The sequence below is a fragment of the Cutibacterium nasicola genome (assembly GCF_052654715.2).
Genome location: NZ_CP199745.2, coordinates 162,560 through 183,494, shown reverse-complemented (window position 1 = coordinate 183,494; position 20,935 = coordinate 162,560). Strand labels below are relative to the sequence as shown.

General features: G+C 64.1%; 19 protein-coding genes. 6 read left to right on the top strand and 13 right to left on the bottom strand.

The window, feature by feature from the left end; translation table 11 throughout:
• Positions 1-98: 98 nt before the first annotated feature.
• Positions 99-575 (bottom strand): hypothetical protein, encoded by a 477-nt coding sequence (locus ACUCCZ_RS00825; RefSeq protein ID WP_435918446.1) that lies wholly within the window; start codon positions 573-575, stop codon positions 99-101.
• 139 nt (positions 576-714) lie between these two features.
• On the bottom strand, positions 715-1,311 hold the full coding sequence (locus ACUCCZ_RS00820; RefSeq protein WP_435918398.1) for a TrmH family RNA methyltransferase: 597 nt from the start codon (positions 1,309-1,311) through the stop codon (positions 715-717).
• Between the two features lie 113 nt (positions 1,312-1,424).
• Here ACUCCZ_RS00820 and ACUCCZ_RS00815 point away from each other — a divergent pair, with 113 nt between their 5' ends.
• Entirely contained in the window at positions 1,425-2,153 is a 729-nt protein-coding gene (locus tag ACUCCZ_RS00815) for a DedA family protein (RefSeq protein ID WP_435918399.1), read from the top strand.
• Positions 2,154-2,239: 86 nt separating this feature from the next.
• Here the strand turns inward: ACUCCZ_RS00815 and ACUCCZ_RS00810 are convergent, their stop codons facing one another.
• From ACUCCZ_RS00810 to ACUCCZ_RS00800, 3 genes are all read right to left on the bottom strand, one after another.
• Complete coding sequence (locus ACUCCZ_RS00810) at positions 2,240-2,725, bottom strand: hypothetical protein (RefSeq protein WP_435918447.1); 486 nt, start codon at positions 2,723-2,725, stop codon at positions 2,240-2,242.
• A 111-nt stretch (positions 2,726-2,836) separates the two neighbouring features.
• Complete coding sequence (locus ACUCCZ_RS00805; RefSeq protein ID WP_435918400.1) at positions 2,837-3,640, bottom strand: spermidine synthase; 804 nt, start codon at positions 3,638-3,640, stop codon at positions 2,837-2,839.
• Positions 3,637-4,680: a glycine betaine ABC transporter substrate-binding protein gene (locus ACUCCZ_RS00800; RefSeq protein WP_435918401.1), complete on the bottom strand. Its 1,044-nt coding sequence runs from the start codon at positions 4,678-4,680 to the stop codon at positions 3,637-3,639. The genes ACUCCZ_RS00805 and ACUCCZ_RS00800 overlap by 4 nt, the downstream gene beginning before the upstream one ends.
• 108 nt (positions 4,681-4,788) lie before the next feature.
• Here ACUCCZ_RS00800 and ACUCCZ_RS00795 point away from each other — a divergent pair, with 108 nt between their 5' ends.
• Positions 4,789-5,166 carry a YchJ family protein gene (locus tag ACUCCZ_RS00795; protein ID WP_435918402.1) on the top strand — a complete coding sequence of 126 codons (378 nt, stop codon included), beginning with the start codon at positions 4,789-4,791 and terminating at the stop codon, positions 5,164-5,166.
• A gap of 211 nt (positions 5,167-5,377) precedes the next feature.
• On the opposite strand, the gene clpB is transcribed toward ACUCCZ_RS00795, so the two are convergent.
• From clpB to ACUCCZ_RS00760, 7 genes are all read right to left on the bottom strand, one after another.
• Positions 5,378-7,951 (bottom strand): ATP-dependent chaperone ClpB, encoded by a 2,574-nt coding sequence (clpB, locus tag ACUCCZ_RS00790; RefSeq protein WP_435918448.1) that lies wholly within the window; start codon positions 7,949-7,951, stop codon positions 5,378-5,380.
• 230 nt (positions 7,952-8,181) lie between these two features.
• Positions 8,182-9,546: an ABC transporter substrate-binding protein gene (locus ACUCCZ_RS00785; RefSeq protein ID WP_445439687.1), complete on the bottom strand. Its 1,365-nt coding sequence runs from the start codon at positions 9,544-9,546 to the stop codon at positions 8,182-8,184.
• 102 nt (positions 9,547-9,648) lie between these two features.
• The gene (locus ACUCCZ_RS00780; protein ID WP_435918404.1) at positions 9,649-10,548 is read right to left on the bottom strand and encodes a carbohydrate ABC transporter permease; all 900 of its coding nucleotides are present in this window, start codon (positions 10,546-10,548) and stop codon (positions 9,649-9,651) included.
• On the bottom strand, positions 10,545-11,558 hold the full coding sequence (locus tag ACUCCZ_RS00775; protein WP_435918405.1) for a carbohydrate ABC transporter permease: 1,014 nt from the start codon (positions 11,556-11,558) through the stop codon (positions 10,545-10,547). The genes ACUCCZ_RS00780 and ACUCCZ_RS00775 overlap by 4 nt, the downstream gene beginning before the upstream one ends.
• 246 nt (positions 11,559-11,804) lie before the next feature.
• The gene (locus ACUCCZ_RS00770; protein ID WP_435918406.1) at positions 11,805-12,554 is read right to left on the bottom strand and encodes an HAD-IIB family hydrolase; all 750 of its coding nucleotides are present in this window, start codon (positions 12,552-12,554) and stop codon (positions 11,805-11,807) included.
• A gap of 143 nt (positions 12,555-12,697) precedes the next feature.
• Positions 12,698-13,642, bottom strand: a complete 945-nt coding sequence (locus ACUCCZ_RS00765; RefSeq protein WP_435918407.1) for a fructose bisphosphate aldolase — start codon at positions 13,640-13,642, stop codon at positions 12,698-12,700.
• Positions 13,643-13,815: 173 nt separating this feature from the next.
• Complete coding sequence (locus ACUCCZ_RS00760; protein ID WP_462981543.1) at positions 13,816-15,000, bottom strand: Nramp family divalent metal transporter; 1,185 nt, start codon at positions 14,998-15,000, stop codon at positions 13,816-13,818.
• A 265-nt stretch (positions 15,001-15,265) separates the two neighbouring features.
• On the opposite strand from ACUCCZ_RS00760, the gene ACUCCZ_RS00755 reads away from it, so the two are divergent.
• The 4 genes from ACUCCZ_RS00755 to ACUCCZ_RS00740 all read left to right on the top strand — a co-directional run bounded on the left by ACUCCZ_RS00755 (position 15,266) and on the right by ACUCCZ_RS00740 (position 20,471).
• Positions 15,266-16,531 (top strand): sensor histidine kinase, encoded by a 1,266-nt coding sequence (locus tag ACUCCZ_RS00755; RefSeq protein ID WP_435918449.1) that lies wholly within the window; start codon positions 15,266-15,268, stop codon positions 16,529-16,531.
• Complete coding sequence (locus ACUCCZ_RS00750; protein WP_435918409.1) at positions 16,497-17,171, top strand: response regulator; 675 nt, start codon at positions 16,497-16,499, stop codon at positions 17,169-17,171. Before ACUCCZ_RS00755 ends, ACUCCZ_RS00750 begins: the two co-directional genes overlap by 35 nt.
• A 148-nt stretch (positions 17,172-17,319) precedes the next feature.
• Positions 17,320-18,057 (top strand): ABC transporter ATP-binding protein, encoded by a 738-nt coding sequence (locus ACUCCZ_RS00745; protein WP_435918410.1) that lies wholly within the window; start codon positions 17,320-17,322, stop codon positions 18,055-18,057.
• A complete protein-coding gene (locus ACUCCZ_RS00740) occupies positions 18,054-20,471 on the top strand; it encodes an ABC transporter permease (RefSeq protein WP_435918411.1) in 2,418 nt (805 codons plus the stop codon). The genes ACUCCZ_RS00745 and ACUCCZ_RS00740 overlap by 4 nt, the downstream gene beginning before the upstream one ends.
• A gap of 28 nt (positions 20,472-20,499) precedes the next feature.
• Here ACUCCZ_RS00740 and ACUCCZ_RS00735 read toward each other — a convergent pair whose 3' ends face one another.
• Positions 20,500-20,880, bottom strand: coding sequence for an NUDIX hydrolase (locus ACUCCZ_RS00735; RefSeq protein ID WP_435918450.1), 381 nt, complete (start codon positions 20,878-20,880; stop codon positions 20,500-20,502).
• Positions 20,881-20,935 lie beyond the last annotated feature (55 nt).

Genomic DNA, 20,935 nt, shown 5'->3' with positions numbered 1-20,935 from the left:
CTGTATGAACTTGCGATGACGAGATCTATTCTTCCTCATCCGGCCGGGCGATGTCAGTCCGGCACCCCAGCGCGCTCAAAGGTGCTGCGCAACCCACATCAGTCGGCGGTGTCGGGCCGCTCGAGGCGTACCCGGCCACCCGACGCCGTTGAGATCGCGGCGTCGATGTCTGTCAACGAGTGATCCAGCCAGGACAGCGGGACCTCCCATTGGCGGCCGTCGTCAGCGTGGAGGACGACCCCAGGGCCCGATCCGATCGACGGCTCGCTCACCTTGATGGACGCCATGTCCTTCCAGTCGACCTCGTCCATGGACGGTGCGGTCGAGTCATCCTTTCCGGTGCGCAGCATCCGTCGAAGGTTCAAACCCTCAGGAGTGACGATGAGGGCTGGCCCTTCCCCGACGCCGAGGAGATCCTTGCGCGCGGCGTGCAGACGCAGATTCTGAATGACGAAGAGCACCAGGAACAGCACCACCCAGGCACCAAACATCCACATCACGGTGGACAGTTCGAAGGCGTCAGCAGTCAATGCCCACAGCAGTCCACCGATGATGACCACGACGAGGGCCTGCACGGCAAGCCGGAATCTCGTCGCGTGATGGTGGGCAACCCGGGAGGCACTCGGCACTGGATTGAACGCCACCACCAGACGTGCTGGGGCCTCGGTGGGTTGTGTGCTCATGGCACGAGCCTAGGGGTCGCGGTTCTCCTGGTCAGTCGGTGGGTGGGTTTGGAGGCTCGCGCAGCTGGGTCGTCCAGGCATACATGGCGATCGCCGCAGCAGCTCCAGCGTTCATCGAACGAGTCGATCCGTACTGGGTGATGGCCACCACTTGGTCGCACTGCGCGACGACCTCGTCGGTCAGTCCAGGACCTTCCGAGCCGAAGACCAGGCAGCAGTCCTGAGGGAGCCGCGCGGTCTCCAGAGGTACTGATCCCGGCAGGTTGTCCACGCCAACGAGGGTGACGCCGTGCTCGTCAAGCCACTCCAGGAAGGAGGGGACGTCCGGGTGGTGGTAAACATGCAAGTACCGATCGGTGACCATCGCACCGCGTCGGTTCCAGCGTCGTCGCCCCAGAATGTGCACATCCGCGACGTTGAATGCATTGGCAGTGCGCACCACGGAACCGATGTTGAAGTCGTGCTCCCAGTTCTGGATGGCCACGTGCAACCGGGAACGTCGGGTGTCGAGGTCGGCGACGATGGCCTCCATCGTCCAGTACCGATACCGATCGACGACATTGCGTCGATCTCCTGATGCCAACAGTTCCGGATCGAGTCTTGAGTCATCGGGCCAGGGTTCGGGCATCGGCCCGACACCTACAGCTGCGGTCATTTTCTGGCCAGGAATCTGCAGTGAGGGGGCCTCTACGAGGTCATCGTCGGTCGGGGCACACACGAACCAAGGATAGTCTTGACCCCATGCCGAGTTTCCTCATGGCCCTCCCCGCCCTGCTCACCCCCGCTTGGATGGACCCACAAGCCATCATCCAGGGCGCCGGTGCCGCAGCCCTGTGGATCGTCGCACTGATCGTCTTCGCGGAATGCGGAATGGCCGTGTTCTTCATGCCCGGGGACTCTCTGCTCTTCGCCCTGGGAATGTTCGCTGCCGTAGGCGTCAACTCCTCCGTCCCGCTGGTCCATTACGGACCCCCGGCGACGACCCTCATCATCGTCAACCTGGTCCTCATCGTCTGTGCGATCGCAGGAAACATCTGCGGCTACTGGATCGGATACATGGTGGGCCCCAAGCTCTTCCGGGAGCGAGAGGGGTTCATGGGCAAGGTGTTCTCGCCCAAACACGTCGACACCACCCATGACTTCTTCCGCAAGCACGGGTCCGTGGCCCTCATCCTTGCCCGATTCGTGCCGATCGTCCGTACCTTCGTGACGATGATCGCTGGCGTCGGTCGGATGAACTTCCGCAAATTCATCTCCTACACCGCCATTGGTGGCGTCCTCTGGGTACTCATTGCCGTTCAGGCCGGTTACTTCCTGGGCCAGGTCCCCGTCATCCGCAACAACTTCGAGGCGGCTCTGCTCCTCATCATCGTGGTGTCGGTACTGCCAATGTTCTTCGAGTGGCTCAAGGCCCGCCGCAAGGGGCAGTCCAGCCGACCTCAGTCGGCACGGCGTTCCAGCGTCGAGTGATGCTTCAGTGTGACGACGAGGGGCTGGTCCGCATGGTGCTGACCAGCCCCTCTGTCACTCGTTGAGCTCTCGTGTCGCGACTGAACTCATGTGCCTCGTACCGCGGTCTGCCATGGCTGGCCCTGACCTGGCTCCAGCCAACCTCCTTCCGGAGGGTTGGCAATGGCCTTGTCCCGCTCGGCGATGATCTTGATCCAGGTGTTGACGGGGCTGCTCCACACCGTCACCAGCACTGCCGCAACCATCATGATCCCGATGACGTCGAAACCCCCCACCAGCTCGCTGCCTCGAGAGAGTCTCCACATCCACACCAGGGACAGCACGGTGAACAGGTAGCGGTCAATGGCATGGCCCCGGCCCATCGTCATGGTGAGAACGCACCCTGCCAGCGGGATGAGCAGGTATTGCACCCAACTCCCCGAGTCCATGCCCAAGGCAAATGACGTCAGGACCGGGCCAAGCGTCGTCTGGCCCTTGCTGCGGCCCGCTACCCACATTCCACAGACGACGACGGCCCACAGCGCCGAGAAGCCGATGACGATGACCCGCGCCACCACGATTGCTGACGGCATGTCTGGCAGCGACGGCAGGTAGCCATACTGGGACTTGCTGTCAGAGCTGGGATTGGCCATATCACCATCATGTCACCTGGGACGGACGCGCAGGAGAGTTCTCTGAGCCGCTCAGGAGAAGAAGGTCGCCCCTCGGGGTGGGCCGGGAGACGGCTCGACGTCATCATCACGGAAGGGTATGGCACCCGCGAGTAGCCTCGTCAGGGCGTCCCCGCTGATGAGCCGGAAGGGGAAGGCCGCCCCGCTGCAACGTCGGCTCAGTTCCGGCTGGTGCAACGGTCCGTTCGAGCCCGCCAGGATGATGTTGCCGTAGCGGCGCCCCTTGAGGGTCGACGACTCCACGGCCAGGCAGACGTGGGAGAACACGTCCTGAGCCGCTCTTACGACCCTCTTGGTCCAGGTCAGAGGGGCCGAGTCGGCCACGTTCGCCACGACGACGCCGTCCTCGTGCAGGATGCGCAGTACATCCGTGAAGAACTCGACGGTGACGAGGTCAGCGGGCACTCTCGCGCCGTCGAAGGCGTCCAGGATGACGACGTCGGCGAAGTCCTCTCGCATCGCGGCGATCCCGGAGCGTCCGTCGACGGGCCGCACCTTGATCCCGGACCGAGGCGGAAGTGGGGCCTTGAGGCGCACTTCCTCGGTGAGCTCGGTGTCCGGCTCACAGACGATCTGAGGGCTCGTCGGACGGGTGGACGCCACGTACCGTGCCAGGCACATCCCCGCCCCACCGACGTGAATGACGCGCATCCTCTCCCCCGCTGGACGGTGGACGTCAAGGTGATCAGCGATACGTCCCATGTAGTCGAATTCGAGCCGAGTGGGATCGTCAGGGTCGATCCATGACTGATCAGCCCCACCGACGCGGACGATCCACGCTCCTGGGGTGTCCCGATCCGGGACGAGACAGCTCACCGATCCCCCAGTCTTCCGGCCTGCCAGTCATCCACCCAGTCGGTGTTGTTCTTCATCCATGCCGCGATGGCGGTGCCCTGTTGTCCGCCCCTGTCCGTGGTCTCGACCATGAGGTGTTCCAAGCTGGACAGGTGAGCGTCATCGATCGCGAGGTTTCGGACGAGCTGGGCGGCCTTGGGATGGTCCTTCTCGAACCCGGGTCGACCGAAACTGTAGATGAGCTCGGCGTTGGAGATGGCGTTCTTGGGATCGTCGAGATCGCGCACCGGATAGGCGTCGTAGGCCCAGTGCGGTCGCCACAGCGTCACGGCGACGTCGTTACCAGCCTTGGTGGCCTTCTTGAGTTGGGCCAGCATGGCCGGGGTCGAGGAGGTCTTGAGGGTGATGTTCGACAGCCCGTACATCGGCAGCGTCTGGTTCGCAATGGTCTTGGTCATCTCGGCTCCCGGCTCGATGCTGTAGATGACGTTGCCGTAGGAGTTGCCCATCGTCTTCAGATCGGCGATCGAGTGCGCTGGCGAGTTCTTGTTGACGGCGATCGTGAGTTTCGCGTTGTCGTACCAGCATCCAAGGTTCTCCAGCTTCGGGCCGTACTTGCGGATGTATCCGGCCTGGGTCACCGGCAGCCAGGAATCGGTGATGAGGTCGATGTCCCCGCCGGCAGTGGCCTGGTATCCGACGCCGGCATCAAATCCCTTGATGGTGACGGTGTAGCCGTCCTTCTCGAGCACCTGCTTGATGAGGCCGGAGGTCGCCCAGGACTCATCCCAGCCGTTGAAGGCCCCGATCGTCAGATGAGTGTTCGTGTCGGGCTTCATCGAGGCGATGTCCGCCGAACGTGATCCGGGCGTGCAATGGGTCCACTTCTGGTCCGGGGTTGCACCGGAGTGGGCCTCAGGGGTGCCCTCACCGCCTGAGGACCGCGATTCGTTGGTGGCATCCTCACTGTTGTTGTAGACACCGGCTGTGCCGGAGCATCCTGCGGCGCCCAGCCCGATGAGAGCAGCCAAGAGCGCCCCGGCCATCATCCTGTGCGACATTATTCTCCTTTCGCGCGCCCACGACGCGTACCTACCCCGCATGAGGGGACGCCATGACTGTAGTCGGTCGGCTCCTGGCGTCTCGCAGGACGGTGGGATGCTTGGGGCATGGCCCCATCATGTCCCTGCGGATCAGGACTCCCTCTCGACCAGTGCTGCCGCCCGGCGCTCGACGACCCCCGTCGCGCCGAGACGGCCGTGGCCCTCATGAGATCGCGGTACACCGCCAATGCCCTGGGTCAGTGGAACCACCTGTGGGCGACGTGGCATCCGCGCACCAGACCGAACGTCGTCGATTCCACCGGTATCGAATGGACTGGTCTGACCATCCTCGCGACCGAGGACGGCCATCCAGGCGACACCACAGGGGTCGTGGAGTTCCGGGCAACCTACCGCTCCGGCGGACATGATGACGTCCTCCACGAGGTCTCACGCTTTCAGCGTCGCGCTGGTCGCTGGATGTACGTCGATGGGGACGTCGACTGAGACTCAGGGCGCTTCCGGAGCGGCAGCAGAGTCGTAGCACGGTCCCGGTTGAGTGAATCGCGGAGTACCCACCACCGATGCCTGCTCCGGCGATGAACCGGCACAGGCCGGGGAGCCAGATCGAGAAGGAGGATCCAGCGACATCGGACCCGAGCAGGTTGAGGTCTGAACCTTGACCCGTCACGACGCGGTCACATTGTCACGCTCACCTTCAAAGGATGACAATCCCGTCCCTGTCCTCGTTGCCGTCAAAGATCACGGTGTCACCCTCAACCACCTCGCCAGCGAGCACCTTGCGGGCCAGCTGGTCCTCAATGGTGGCCTGTACCAGACGACGCAGCGGCCGGGCGCCGTACACCGGATCGAATCCCGTGGTCGCGAGCCATTCCTTGGCGGCATCCGTGGTCTCGACGGTGATCCTGCGATCCGAGAGCCTCGAGTTGAGCTTGGCCAGGCTCGTCTCAACGATCCGCGCCAGATCCCCACGCGAGAGCGGGTCGAACATCACCACGTCGTCGAGTCGGTTGAGGAACTCGGGACGCAATGCTGCACGCACCGCATTCATGACGGCCTCGTGCTTGGCATTGCCGTCGAGGTTCGGATCCGACAAGAACTGACTTCCGAGGTTGCTCGTCAGCACCAGGATGGTGTTGCGGAAATCGACCGTGCGGCCCTGGCCATCGGTGAGGCGACCGTCATCGAGAACCTGCAGCAAGATGTTGAACACGTCCGGATGGGCCTTCTCCATCTCGTCGAGCAGGATGACCGAGTACGGACGACGCCGCACGGCCTCGGTGAGCTGGCCCCCCTCCTCGTAACCGACGTAGCCCGGAGGGGCACCGACCAGACGCGAGACGGAGTGCTTCTCCATGTACTCGCTCATGTCGATGCGGACCATCGCGGTCTCGTCGTCGAAGAGGAACTCGGCCAGGGACTTGGCCAGCTCGGTCTTGCCGACGCCGGTCGGTCCGAGGAACAGGAAGGAACCGGTGGGACGGTTCGGGTCAGAAATGCCTGCCCGGGAGCGTCGCACCGCGTCCGACACCGTCTTGACGGCACGGTCCTGGCCGATGAGGCGTTCATGCAGGCGCTCCTCCATGTGGAGCAACTTCTCCTGCTCACCCTGCATCATCCGACCGACGGGGATGCCAGTCCAGGAGGACACGACCTCGGCGATGTCGGAGGTCCCGACCTCCTCGGAGACCATCCGAGAACCATCATTCTCCGCCGTGTCAGCGGCCTCGGCCTCCTTCTCCAGGACAGGGATCTGCCCATAGAGGATTTCGGAGGCCTTCCCGAAGTCACCCTCGCGCTGGTACTTCTCGGCGGTGGTGCGCAGCTGATCGATGCGGGTCTTGAGCTCGCCGACCTCGTTGAGGCTGGCCTTCTCGGCCTCCCAACGCGTCTCGAGCCCGCGCAGGGTCTCCTCCTTGTCGGCCATTTCGGCGCGCAACCGCTCCAGACGCTGTTTGCTGGCTGGGTCCTCCTCCTTCTCGACGGCGAAGATCTCCATCTTCATACGGTCAACCTCGCGGCGCAGGGTGTCGATCTCCTCGGGGGAGGAGTCGATCTCCATGCGGAGTCGCGATGCGGCCTCGTCAATCAGGTCAATGGCCTTGTCAGGAAGTTGACGAGCGGTGATGTACCGGTTCGACAAGCTGGCAGCTGCAACGAGGGCGCCGTCGGTGATGCGCACCTTGTGGTGGGCCTCGTAGCGCTCTCGCAGACCACGGAGGATGGCGATGGTGTCCTCCACCGAGGGCTCGCCGACGAAGACCTGCTGGAAACGACGCTCCAGGGCCGGGTCCTTCTCGATGTGCTCTCGGTACTCGTCAAGGGTGGTGGCGCCGATCATGCGCAGTTCACCGCGGGCGAGCATCGGCTTGAGCATGTTGCCGGCATCCATCGCCCCTTCACCGGAAGCTCCGGCGCCGACAACGGTGTGCAGCTCGTCGATGAAGGTGATGATCTGCCCCTCGGCCTCCTTGATCTCGTTGAGGACGGCCTTGAGGCGTTCCTCGAACTCGCCGCGGTACTTGGCGCCCGCAACCATCGAGGACAGGTCCAGGGAGACGACCCGACGTCCCTTGAGGGAATCGGGGACATCCCCGGCGACCACTCGCTGGGCCAATCCCTCAACGACAGCCGTCTTGCCGACGCCGGGGTCGCCGATGAGGACCGGATTGTTCTTGGTGCGTCGTGCCAGCACCTGGACGACACGGCGGATCTCCTGGTCGCGTCCGATGACCGGGTCGAGCCTTCCGGCGCGAGCGCGCTCGGTGAGGTCGACGGAGTACTTTGCCAGGGCGGACTCGCCGCCCTCGGACTCCTCGGAAGTGACGCGACGGTCACCCCGCCCCTCGTTGAAGGCGGCCGTCAGGGAATCAGGCTTGAGCCCGAGGTTCGCCAGACCGCTCTGGACGTCGGACGGAACAGCCGTCAGGGAGATGAAGAGATGCTCGGTGGCGACGAAGGAGTCACCCATGGCCTCAGCGCGGTTCTGCGCGTCGGCAATCACCCGAGCGAAAGCGCCCGAGAGCTGCGGCTGGGCGACGGATGCCCCCGAGCTCGACGGCAGTGCGCGCATGGCCGTGGTGGCAACGGCGTCAACCCGTTGCGGATCGATACCCAGGCCGGCGACCAGCGGGCCGACGGTGTTGTCCGGGATGGTGAACAGTGCATGAAGCAGATGCGAGGGCTCCACGGACGGATTCCCGTGGGCCAACGCGTGCCGGGTGGCGGCGGTGACCGCGTCACGGCTCATCGTGGTGAGATTGGTGTCCATTACTTGCCTCGCTGAAGTTGAGTTCATCTGACTCAAGTATGAACCTTCACGAGGCATAGTCAAGTGGATTGAGTCCGATCGACTCAACTATGCTGACAATGGATGACCACACCTTGCCACAACTACCTCCTCGTCACCGACAACGACATGGCGACGCCGCACCCGAAGGCACGACGTCGCCGATGGTCATCACTGCAACAGTGGCCGCCTCGAGAGCCGCCTTGTCGCGATCACAGGTGGGGCCTCACCTGAGCGTCGTAAATGCCCTCCAGGGTGGCACGCAGTGTGGCCATGGTCGGCTTCAGCTCGGCACCCTGCTGAATGACCGAGGCGATGGCCTTGGCGATCTCCTGGTCGCCACCGGGCAGGAACACGCGGCCGTAGTCCTGCGGGCGAGTGGCGTCGAGCTGCTTGATGGCCTCACCGATGAGCGGGTTCTCCTTGAGCAGCTCGGAGGTGTCGGAATCGTTGCAGACCGGCATGTAACCGGTGGCAGCGGAGAAATCGACGGTGTTCTCGGCATTGGTGAGGAAACCGATGAACATGGCGGCGGCCAGCTGCTTCTCCTTGCTGGAGCGAGAGCAGATCGCCACACCGGCACCACCGGTCGGACACACCGGTTTCTCGACGGCAGGTCCACCGGGCAGGAACCCGACGCCGACCTCGAACTTGTTACCGACAGCCTTCTGAACGCCGACGAGCGAACCGGTGGAGCCGATGGTGGCCGAGCAGGCGCCGGCAGCCAAGTCGTCGGTGGACTCGTTGGAGGAGACTCCAGCCCACTTCTCCTTGAGGACCGCGTCACGAACGACCGTGAGGGCGTCAATGGACTTGTCTGAGTCACAGATGACGTCGAAGGAGTCCCTCTTGGACCAGCCGCCACCGTATCCCCACAGGATGTTCTGCAGAGTCCAGCCGGCGTAGTCGGTGACCGACGGGAACTGGTAGGCGTGCTGAGCTCCGGTCCTGGTGTCCTGCAACCTCTTGGCCCAGGTCCTCCACTCGTCCCAGGTCTTCGGGGCGCGGTCGGGCAGACCGGCGGCCTTGAAGTGGTTCTTGTTGTAGTAGAACAGCGGGGTCGAGCGGGAGAAGGGCAGGGCGTACAGGTTGTCCTTGTAGCGGTAGTCGTCGATGAGGCCCTTGCGGTAGGCCGAGACGTCAACCTTGGCAGCTTTGAGCAGGTCGTTCAGCGGAGCGATGGCGTCCTGCATGTAGTAGCGAAACCACCAGACGTCGGAACCGATGATGACGTCAGGGGTGTCCTTGCCGGTCAGCGCGGTCTGGAACTTCTGCGCAACCTCCTCGTAGGAGGAGCCGGCCGGGACGATCTTGACGGAGATTCCTTCCTTGGCCTTGAAGTCGTCGCAGATCTTCTTGGTGACGTCACCGGATCCGCCGGGGTTGTTGGTCCAGAAGGTGATGTCGTTGGCGGGCTTGACGCCGGCGTAGTCAACCTTCTCGGCAGTCTTGGAGGTTCCCTCGCTGGATGAACTGACGGCAGAGGGGCCCGAGCACGCTGCCAGGCCCAGGGTTCCGGCCCCGAGGGCCGCCATGGTCAACAGCCGACGACGGCTGATGGGGTTGAGGTCGGACACGGTGATGCTCTCCTTGTGGATCGAGTCGAACGTGAAACGGGGATGGATGGGAACTCGCGCCGGAAGGAAGACCGGCAGCGTCACTGGGTCAGCGGACGCAGGTCACTTGACCGCGCCCTGGGTGAGTCCGGCGACGAGGTATCGCTGGAGTAGGACGAAGATGAGGAGGACTGGGAGGATGACGAACACGGCACCGGCCATGAGGATCGGATAGACGCCGGCGTCGGAGTCGACGGCCTGCAAGGCGGTGAGCCCCACCGGGAGCACCATCCGTGAGGTGTCCGAGGTGATGACCAACGGCCAGATGTAGTTGTTCCACTCGTCGACGATCGTCACCAGGGCGACCGTCGCGATCGCGGGAGCTGACATCGGGATGACCATCCTGAACAGCCGGGTCATGTGGCCTGCACCATCGACCTCGGCAGCTTCCATCACCTCGCCCGGCAAGGACAGGAAGTGCTGACGTAACAGGAACGTCCCGAAGGCCGTACCCAAGCCGGGGAGAATGATGCCCCAGTAGGTGTTCACTCCCCCGAGTTGGGAGATGAGGACGTAGTTCGGGACCAACGAGACCTGGGCGGGAACCATGAGGGCGACGAGAACCAGGATGAAGATGATCTTGCGTCCCGGGAAGTGCAGGAAGGCGAAGGCATAGGCGCTGGTGCAGGCCAGGACGAGCTTGACCGTCGCGCCAATGGCGGTGACGATCACGGTGTTGAGGAAAAGCTGCGGGAAGTCGATGGTCCGGGAGGCCTGACGGTAGGCGTCGAAACTCCAGTGATGAGGCCACCAGACGACGTCCTGGCCGACGATCTCGGACGGGGTCTTGAAGGATCCCAGCACCATCCACAGCAGCGGCAGGACGACGATGAGGGCGGCCAGGATCATCGGCAGGTAGCCCGTGAAGGCCTTGGAGACACCGGACTCGGCCCCCACGACCGACTCGTCGACCTTGTGGAAACGGCAGATGTCGGCGCGACGAACGGCTGCATTCAAGCTCACGAGTAGTGCACCCGCCTTTCGAGGAAGCGCATCTGGATGACGGTGAGGATGAGCAGGATGACGACGAGGACCGTCGACTGAGCGGCCGAGTAACCGGCGCGGTTGTACGTCCCGAAAGCCTGGATGTACGAGGAGTACATGAGGGTCGAGGTGCCCTGACCCAGCGGGGTCATGATCTTGATGATGTCGAAGGCCTGCAGGGAGGACAACATCGTCGTCAGGGTGAGGAAGAAGGTCGTCGGGGACAGCAACGGCCAGACCACTGAGCGGAAGGTGCGGCGACGGGAGGCGCCGTCGAGGGCTGCCGCCTCGAGCAGGTCGCGCGGAATGCCCTGCAGGGCTGCCAGGTAGATGACCGCGCAGTAGCCGAGGTTCTTCCAGACGTAGACGATGATGACCATGACCAGGGCCAGATGCGGGTTGTTGAACCACTGCGGCACCGGAAGGTGCATTCCCCGCAGAATCGCGGAGAGGACGCCGGTGACGGGGTCGAAGATGAACATCCACACCATGCCGATACCCACACCGGAAAGGACGTAAGGCGCGAAGACGACGGCTCGGGCAACGTTGCGTCCCACCAGTTGACGGTTGAGGACAACGGCCAGGCCGAGGCCGATGAGCATCGAGAATCCAACGGTGGCGACAGTGAAGATGAGGGTCGTCGTCAAGACGGTGCCGGCGTCGCGAGTGAAGAACTCAACGTAGTTCTGCAGCCCGACCCAAGTGGCATTGGTCGAACCGAGGGTCCAATCAAGAGCCGAGTAGTAGATGTTCAGAAAGAACGGCCGGTAGGTGAAGAGCGCAATGAGGATCGCGTTCGGGGCCACGAAGGCCAGGAAGAGCAATCCCTCCCGCCGCATTCTGCGGCTCAGGCGGCGTTTGGGTACTCGACATGCCGTGGACGTGACTTGTGACGACCTGACCTGCAGCGCAGGATCCGGTGACGGTGACGCCACCACTCCAGACGACGTCGCACCCACCGGCACGGCTTCGTCGACTCCGGTGTTCACCCGTCCTCCTCAGGATTTCATTGCCGCCCTCTCACAGGCAGCGCCGAGGAAGGACACTAGGAAGCCGTGGTGTCGTCATCCCAATACTCAGGTGACACCGACGAGACCCCAAGATGAACTCTTGTGTCACAGTGTTGGTACGACCACTGAAACGACCCCCTTGTGCGATACAAGGGGGTCTTCATGTGGCGATATGACGCTGTGTGATGCTCGTGTGAAAACAGTTTCGTGAAGGAACGGAACGTGTCAGCCAGACAAGAGGGTCTCAAGTTTGTCGGCCGTGTCCTGCCAATCCTTGACGGCGACACAGGGGATGCCCATGACCTTGACGGGGTAGTCGTTGCCGTGCTCGTCGAGACGGTCGCCATAGAAGAGGACGTCCTCCTTGGCCAGGTTCGTCATCTCGAGCAGCTTGCCCATCCCGAAGGACTTGTCGCGGCCGACACGAGTGATGTCGACCGAGGTGGATCCGCCAGCACGCACCTCGAGGTCGGGAAGTTTCGCCGCGACGAGTTCGCGCAGCTTGAGCTTCTTCTCACCGCTGGGATCCCACGCCGTCTTGGCATCGACTGGGGCCTGCTGGCCCAAGGCGGAGAAGGTGATCTGGGACTCGCGATCCTCCAGCACCGGCCCCCAGGTGTGCTCCTCCCAGAAACCCAGGTCACGGGCGCAGGCCTCAACGGTCTCGGTCGCACGGGACTTCTCATCCTCGGTCAGTGCCTCGAGGTAGATGCGCTGCCACTGGCCGTCAACGTAGCGGTAGTACTGGGTGCCACAGGCGGGCAGCAGGTGCAGACGATCCAGGTGGGAGGCATTGACGTCATCAAGGGCCTCGACGACCTGGGTGCGGAACTGCCCAAACTGGCCACCGGATATGACACAGACGCTGGTGCGCCCCAGCAGCCGCGCCAGGATGTGCGCCATGGGCTGCGGTAGCCGGGACTTGGAGGGGGCCAGGGTGTCGTCCAGATCGAACGCGACGAGTTTGGGGATCACGGGGCCACTGTACAAGGCGGATGGGCTTACGCACGAATGTTGACTGCGTCATGATGCCGTGTGCTGTGAGATCGGGGCCGGGGATCCCCAGGCATGACGACGGGCCCGCAAGTCTCCTCGCAGGCCCGTCGTACACCGAGGGGTCAGGACACCGAAGCGGCGTAAATCGAATCGATGGAGCTGCGGAGGGTCTCGTCGAACTCCATCTGGGACTGGCTGTGGCTCAGCCCCTCGGCGAGAGCACGCGAGAAGCTCGCGATCAGTCCGTGGTTACGAGCCAGCTTCTCGTTGGCCTCCTCACGGGAGTAGCCACCGGACAGAGCCACAACACGGAGAACCTTCGGATCCGCGATGACATCGGCGTACAGGTCGTCGGTGGTCGGGATCGTCAGCTTGAGCATGATCTTGGTGTCGAGAGGCAGAGCATCGATGTGCTCGCGAATGAGGTTGTGCAGCCTCTCCTCGGCCTTCTGCTTGTTCGGGGCATGGATGTCGACCTCGGGCTCAAGGATCGGAACCAAACCAGCGGCGCGGACCTGTTCACCGAGCTCGAACTGCTGATCGACGATCTTCTTGATGCCGTCCTTGTCGTCATCAAGAATGACCGAGCGCTCCTTGGTGCCGAAGATGTGCTTCTCCTCGGCAGCGCGATGAAGGAGCTCGTCAAGACCGGGGATCGGCTTCATGACGCGGACGTGGGACTCCTCGTCGGCCAAGCCCTTGTCGATCTTGAGGAAGGGGATAATGCCCTTCCTCTGCCACAGGAAATCGGCGGTGGGAATTCCCTCGATCTCACGATCCATCGTCATCTCGAACAAAATCGCGGCGAGAATGCGGTCGCTGGTGAACGACGGGCTGGTGATGATCCTGGCCCGCATCTCGTGGACCAGATCAAACATCTCGTCCTTGTCGTCGCCGTAGATCCCAGGCTCCACCCCGTATGCCTTGAGAGCCTTCGGGGTGGAGCCTCCAGACTGGTCCAGAGCGGCAATGAATCCGGGCGCAGTCCCCATACGTTCAGTCTGCTGGGCGCGCGCATCAGTACCTGTCATGGCGACATCTCCTTTGACTTCGATGACGTCTTCCACGGTACCCGAAAAAGCCGCCCACCAAAGCTTGGGGAGGTGAGCCTGCGGAAGTATTTCGTACGAACCGGGCCCGGGGTTTTCAGCTGCGCAGCTCCCTCAGTGCTGGGTATCCCCTCAGTTGCGACGACGGGGCCCTCCGCCCCGCTGTACCCGTCGTCGTCAGGAGGGATCATTCACCCCATGATCGTCGCGACGACGAGAACGACGTTGAGGGCCGACACCGCAACGACGACCGTCCATGCGATGACGGCCATGACGCGACCATTCGCCCACTGGCCCATCAGGCCTCGGTCCCCCGTGAACCGAGCCAGTGGCACGAGGGCCAGTGGCAACCCCATGCTCAGGAGAACCTGGCTGAGGACGAGGGCCCTGGTCGGATTCATCCCCAACGCCAGGATGACGAGGGCCGGGATGATCGTCACGAGTCGGCGGACCACCATGGGTATGCTCACGTGGAGCAGCCCTGCCATGATCTCAGCCCCGGCATAAGCACCTACCGACGTCGACGCCAGTCCCGACGCGAGCAGTCCGATCGCGAAGATGAATCCGATCGTCGGCCCCAGCGAATTGCCGATGGCGGCGTGGGCCTCAGCGATGCCGTCGATCCCCTCGACCCCCTGCAGGCTTGCCGCGGCCAGCACCAGCATCGCGATGTTCACCGATCCAGCCAGCACCAGGGAGACCGCGACGTCCCACCGCGTCGCCCTGAGCAGTCTGGCCATCCGGCTGGGTCGCTCGTCGGCCCCATGGCGATCGCGCACCAGCGAGGAGTGCATGTACACCGCGTGGGGCATGACGGTCGCCCCCAGCATCGAGGTGGCCAACATGACCGTCTCGGTGCCCTCAAACCTGGGAACCATGCCGGAGGCAACCCCACTCCACGACAGCGGGACGAAAGCCAGTCCCGCCGTGAAACCAATGGTGATGACGACGAGCATCCCGATGATGACGATCTCGAAAGCGCGCTGCCCGTGACGAGACGGGATTGCCAGGATCGCCAGGGACGCCGCCCCAGTGATGAGACCTCCGACGAGCAGCGGTAGACCGAAGAGCAACTGCAAGGCCACTGCCCCACCGATGACCTCGGCCAGGTCCGTCGCGGCCACGACCAGCTCGGCCTGGAACCAGAAAGCCAGCCGACTGCCTCGACGTGGTAGAGCGTCACCGACGAGCTCAGGAAGGGAATGGCCAGTGACGAGTCCCAGCTTGGCCGACAGATATTGCACCAGTGTCGCCATGACGTTGGCGATGACGAGCACCCACACCAGCAGGTAGCCATAGCCGGCCCCTGCCGACAGGTTCGCGGCAACGTTCCCGGGATCGACGTACGCCACAGCCGCAACGAATGCCGGTCCCATGAGGCGTATCAGTCGGGAATGGTTCCGCACACCGCCATCATTGTCCCCTCGGACAAGAACCTCCCAACAGCTCCACGGCCAACGCGCCCGGTTTCGAAAAAAGCTGAACAGCCACGCTGACTGAATCCCTGCAAGATCCACCGACGGGAGGATGTACCTCACCCGTTGTGGCCGTAGGGTCAGGAGAGTGACCAGCACTTCCGTCCCCGGCCGTCGTCCCCCAGGACGTCTGCGTCGTGGCTACCGGTGGCTGCACGCGCGTCCGATGATCCTGGACTCGGTGTTCGCATTCCTCGTCGTTGTCGTCACCGTGGTGTCCTGGGCCCCACAAGACCATGTCACTGCCCATGAGATGTGGATCCTCGTGCTGGTCCTCGTGGTCGCGACCTCGTGGGTCTGGGCACGATCGAAGCCGGAGATCACGGCGTCAGTGCTCGTCATCTCGCATCTCATCGAGCTTGCCGTGACGGCCAACCCGTGGCCCCAGAACGCCCTGGTACCGATCATCATGTACCAGCTCTCGCTGAAGACCGACAGACCACGGCGCAGCTTCTGGTTGGCACTGTGCTTCATCGCACCCATCGCAGCCGCAGTGAGTTGGGGATTCGACCCCAGACTCAACGCAGACACGCACTCGACGCTGCTGCGCTCCGGCATCATCGCGGTCGGGTGCATGGCGTGTTGCCTGGCAGCCTGGTTCGCCGGAAGCGCGGCCCGAGATCGTCGCCAAACCATGGAGGCACTGCGTCAGCGAGCCATCGACCTGGAACGCGAGCGTGACCAGAGCATCAGGTTGGCCACTCAGGAAGAACGCGCCAAGATCGCCCGCGACATGCACGACATCGTCGCCCACTCCCTGGCCGTCATCGTGGTGCAGGCCGACGGTGGTTCCTACCTCGCCCACCACGAGGAGGTCGGCGACACCGAGACCCGCCTGGCGGCCAGCGCCCAGGCTCTCGACACCATCGCCACGACCGCCCGCCACGCCCTCGACGAGACCCGACGCCTCGTCGGTGTACTGCGCGACGACGACTCCGGCCCCGAGTTGGCCCCCACCCAAGGCCTCGACGACATTCCTCGTCTGGTCGAGGAGCTGACGGGCGCGCTGTCCATCGACCTCAAGGTTGAGGGTGACCCGGAATGCCACGCACCTCTGTCCCAGGGCGCCCAGCTGGCCTGTTACCGCGTCGTCCAGGAAGCCCTCACCAACGTCCTCAAGCACGGCGGTCCTGCCGCCACTGCCCAGGTCATCGTCAGTCATCGTCCCGACGACGTCACCGTGGAGGTCCTCGACGACGGACGAGGAGCCGGAGTGGCTGGCATCGAGCGGGCCGACGGGGCAGGGCATGGCCTGGTGGGAATGCACGAACGCTTGTCCGCTTGGGGTGGCACCCTTGAGGTGGGGAGTCGCCCGGGCCACGGGTTCCGAGTCCACGCCGTCATCCCCACGCATCAATCATCAGTACTCGTCAGTCCCAGCCCCGAAGGACCATGCCATGACCGATCCGATCCGACTCCTCCTGGCCGATGACCAGCAGATGGTCCGCGCCGGATTCCGTCTGGTCCTCGACGCCCAGCCCGACATGACCGTCGTCGGGGAGGCCAACAACGGCACCGAAGCCGTCACCCTCGTTGATGAACTGTCCCCCGACGTCGTCCTCATGGATATCCGAATGCCCGTTCTTGACGGCTTGGGAGCCACCGAGAGCATCATGACGAACCACCCTGAGGCGAGGATCCTCGTCCTGACGACCTTCGACCTTGACGAGTACGTCCATGCTGCCCTGCGTGCTGGAGCGTCCGGATTCATGCTCAAGGACGCCGGCCCGACGGAATTGCTGACCGCCATCCGAGCGGTTCGTGACGGCGACTCGGTCGTGGCCCCGTCGGCCACCCGTCGTCTCATCGAACGCTTCATCCCTCGCCACGGGGAGGGTGCGCCGGCAATGACCGATCCCGAGCTCGTAGAAACCCTCTCGGACCGGGAGCGCGAGGTGCTCACCTGTATCGGCGAGGGGCTGACGAACGCCGAGATCGCCGAGCGGCTCTACCTGGCCGAGACGACCGTCAAGACCCACATCGGGCACATCCTGTCCAAACTCGGCCTGCGCGACCGGGTCTCCATGGTCATCACTGCCTACGACGCCGGACTGGTTCGGCCCGGTCGCTGACCATTCGAATGAGCGATGCCAACCCGGCTACCAACGGCCTGGATCCTCCTGCAGTAGGAGAGTCGGAACCATTCTCGGGGCTGATGTGTGACGAGGAACAACACCCATAGCGTCAACAGCGTTGTTGAACCTCGATACAGGAGATTCCATGTCTGCCTCAGTGCCGGACGCACCGACCACATCCTCGACGACTGTCCCCAGCGCGGTCCGCACCCTTGACCTCACCAAGACCTACGGGTCAGGAGCCACCTTGGTGCGGGCGCTGCGCTCGGTGACCCTTGACATCCCTGCCGGGCGCTTCACTGCCATCATGGGGGCGTCGGGATCGGGCAAGTCAACCCTGCTGCACTGCATAACGGGTCTGGACTCCCCCACCTCCGGACGGGTGTGGATCGGCGACACCGAGATCACCCACCTCAACGACGATGCCCTCACCCAGCTGCGTCGCGACCACGTCGGATTCGTGTTCCAGTCCTTCAACCTCATGCCGACGCTGACAGCCGCCGACAACATCACGTTGCCGCTGCGGCTGTCCCACCGCAAGGTCGACGAGGAGTGGCTCGACCACATCACCGAGATGCTCGGCCTCACCGAGCGTCTTGGTCACAAGCCGTCGGAGCTGTCGGGAGGCCAACAACAGCGTGTCGCCGTCGCCCGCGCCCTCGTGACCCGCCCGGACGTCATCGTCGCCGACGAGCCCACCGGTGCCCTCGACTCGCAGGCCAGCGACGACCTGCTCAGCTTCCTGCGCCACTGCGTCGACGACCTCGATCAGAGCGTCGTCATGGTCACCCACGACCGCGATGCCGCCGCCAGGGCCGACGGCATCGTCACCGTCGCCGACGGTCAGGTGTCCACCGCTCGTGGGCAGGGGGTGTCGGCATGATCCATGAGCGTCGTCGTCTCATCCCCACGATGATCGCCGTCATCATCGGGGTGGCCTTCATGGCCAGCACCCTGATGTTGATGGATTCGATCAAGGCTTCCACGTTACGTACCCAGGCGGCAGCCGTCGGGGATGCCAGCGTAGTCGTGACCAGCAAGGACACGATCATTGCCCAGGCCACCGTTGACAAGGTCACCAAGGTTGATGGTGTGACCTCGGTCGAGGCCACCCGCAACGTCTTCCTGGAGCGCACCGACAACGGGCAATCCGCCTATGTCTCCGGTCGCCTCGTGCCAGCCCGTCCTGACGTGGTCAAGGGACGCGCCCCGTCGGGGCCGAACGAGGTCGTCGTCAACCAGGCCACTGCGGACAACAAGGCCGGGGTCGGCTCCCGGATCACGGTCAGTGACGTCTCCCGGAAGAAGCTGAAGTCCACCACCCTGACCGTGGTGGGCGTGCTCAATCCGAGCGCTCGGACCACGAGCACCCCAACCTCTCCGGAGATCTACCTGACTGCCGCCACCCTGGCCAGCATCAGCGGCCAGGAGGGTGCCGACGTCCTTTACGTCAATTCCGACCGCCCAGCCTCCGAGGTCGTCAAGGATGTCTCCGAGGTCATCGGTGGTACCGCCACCGTCCGTACTGCCGACGACGAGCGGGCCCACCAGGCCGAGCATGCCTCCGACGGATTCGCGGCCATGACGGCCTTCATGGGTGCCTTCGCCGTCATCGCCTTGGCCGTCGCGGCGATGGTGATCGTCAACACCTTCACCATCCTCGTGGCCCAGCGCACCCGCACCCTGGCCTTGGCCCGCTGTATCGGTGCCACCCGCAAACAGGTGCGTCGCTCGGTGTTGGGCGAGGCCCTCACCGCCGGCCTCATCGGATCAGCCGCCGGAACGGCCCTGGGTATTGGCGTCACCCAGCTCATGCTCATGGGGCTGAAGGCTGCGGGTTCCCCGGTCGACACCTCGGTCAGCGTCACCGTGATGTCGTGCATCATCCCGCTCATTGTCGGAGTCGTCGTGACGACGTTGGCTGCCCTGACACCGGCACGTCGCGCCACCAAGGTGGCTCCGGTCGCTGCTCTGCAGCCCATGACCGAGACGCCCACCCGCAGGATCGGTCGTGTCCGCATCGTGCTCGGAGCCCTGCTCCTCATCGCCGGTGCCGCCCTCGTCGTCGTCTGCGCGACCGCTAGCATGCAGACCAATGTCGCCGTGCTGTGCGGGGTGGTCGGTGGATTCGTCAGTTTTGCCGGTGTGCTGGTGCTGGCCCCAGTCCTCATCGGTGGGCTGAGCCGAGCCATCGGTTCCGCTCACCTCGGTGGGGTTCCGGGGGAGTTGGCCGTCGAGAACACCCAGCGCAACCCGCGCCGTACCGCCACTACGACGTCTGCCCTGCTCATCGGTGTCACTCTCATCGCCACCGTCGCAACCGGAGCTGCCACCGGGCGTGCCTCCATCGACAAGCTCATGAATGATCACTTCCCGGTTGACGCCATGGTGCAGGGGCAGGGCCGGCTGGACAAGGCGACCATCCGGGACGCAAGGACCTCCACCGGGGTCTCCCAGGTTGCCACTGTGACGACGGTTTCCGGCACGGTTGAGGCCGGTGGAGATGCCACCAGCGTTGCCGTCCGGGGAGTGTCCCCCGAGTTTCCCAAGGCCGTCCGTGACGAGTCAGCCGCCACGGGGCTCGACGACAACCACGCCGTGGGTGCTCTGCCTGGGGTCGCCGATGGCAGCAAGGTCACCATCACCGTCAATGGGAACAAGGCCGAGCTGACCTTGGTGCGCCAGGGTGAGGAGGGTGAGGGGCTCGTCGTCACCCAAGGCGTCGTCCACAAGCTGGCTCCTAAGGCCGAGCCCACCCAAATGCTGGTGCGCTACAAAGACGGCACCGATCAGTCCAAGGCCACCCAGGCGCTGTCCACGTCGATGTCGGCCCACCAAGGAGTGACGGTTACCTCGACCGCTGACAAGAAGGCCCAGATGGACAAGGTGATCAACATCCTGCTCGGTATGGTCGTCGGTCTGCTGGTGATTTCGGTCATCATCGCAATGGTCGGCGTCGCCAACACCCTTGGCCTGTCGGTGGTGGAGCGCACCCGCGAGATCGGGTTGCTGCGCGCCCTCGGACTGACGCGCAACCAGGTGCGGTCGATGTTCGGCAAGGAGGCGCTCATCCTCTCGGGCATCGCGGCAATCCTCGGCATCGCGCTGGGTATCGGTTACGGCATCGCCGGGTCCCACGCCCTCTTCAGTTCGATCATGACCGTTCAGGCGTCCGTGCCGTGGGTTCAAATGCTCGTGGTGGCCGTCGTCTCGGTGCTGGCTGGATTGCTGGCCTCCGTGATCCCCGGTCGCCGGGGAGCGAGGATCAAACCCGCCATCGCCCTGGCTGAGGAGTGAGCTCGCAGGGCTGACGACACCGCGAGGTTCACAGCAGGCCTCGCTGTTGCAGAGCCGGGATGACCCGCTCGAGCAGCAGCGGGGCCTGTCTCGCGTCATCGTGGCAGTGGTCGAGGTCGGTCCACTCGTACTCGACGATCTCCGAGTCGGGGACGGGCTCGGGCCAGGAGTCCTGCCAGTCACACACGTAGACCGCGCAGCGAATGCCGTCGGCGTCACCGTTGGCGGCAGGGGCGTCGAAGGTTCCCAGATGGGTGAGGTCTTCGGGGTCGAGGACGAGACGGGTCTCCTCCCTGGCCTCCCGGATGGCTGCCTCGACAGCGGTCTCGCCGGGCTCGATCTTGCCGCCGGGAAGGATGACATGATCGGCTCCCCGCTTGCGCACGTTGAGACAAGTTCGGCTTCGCATCAGGCACACGGCGGAGAGGTTGAACATCACCTGGTCAAGGTATCGATACCCCCGG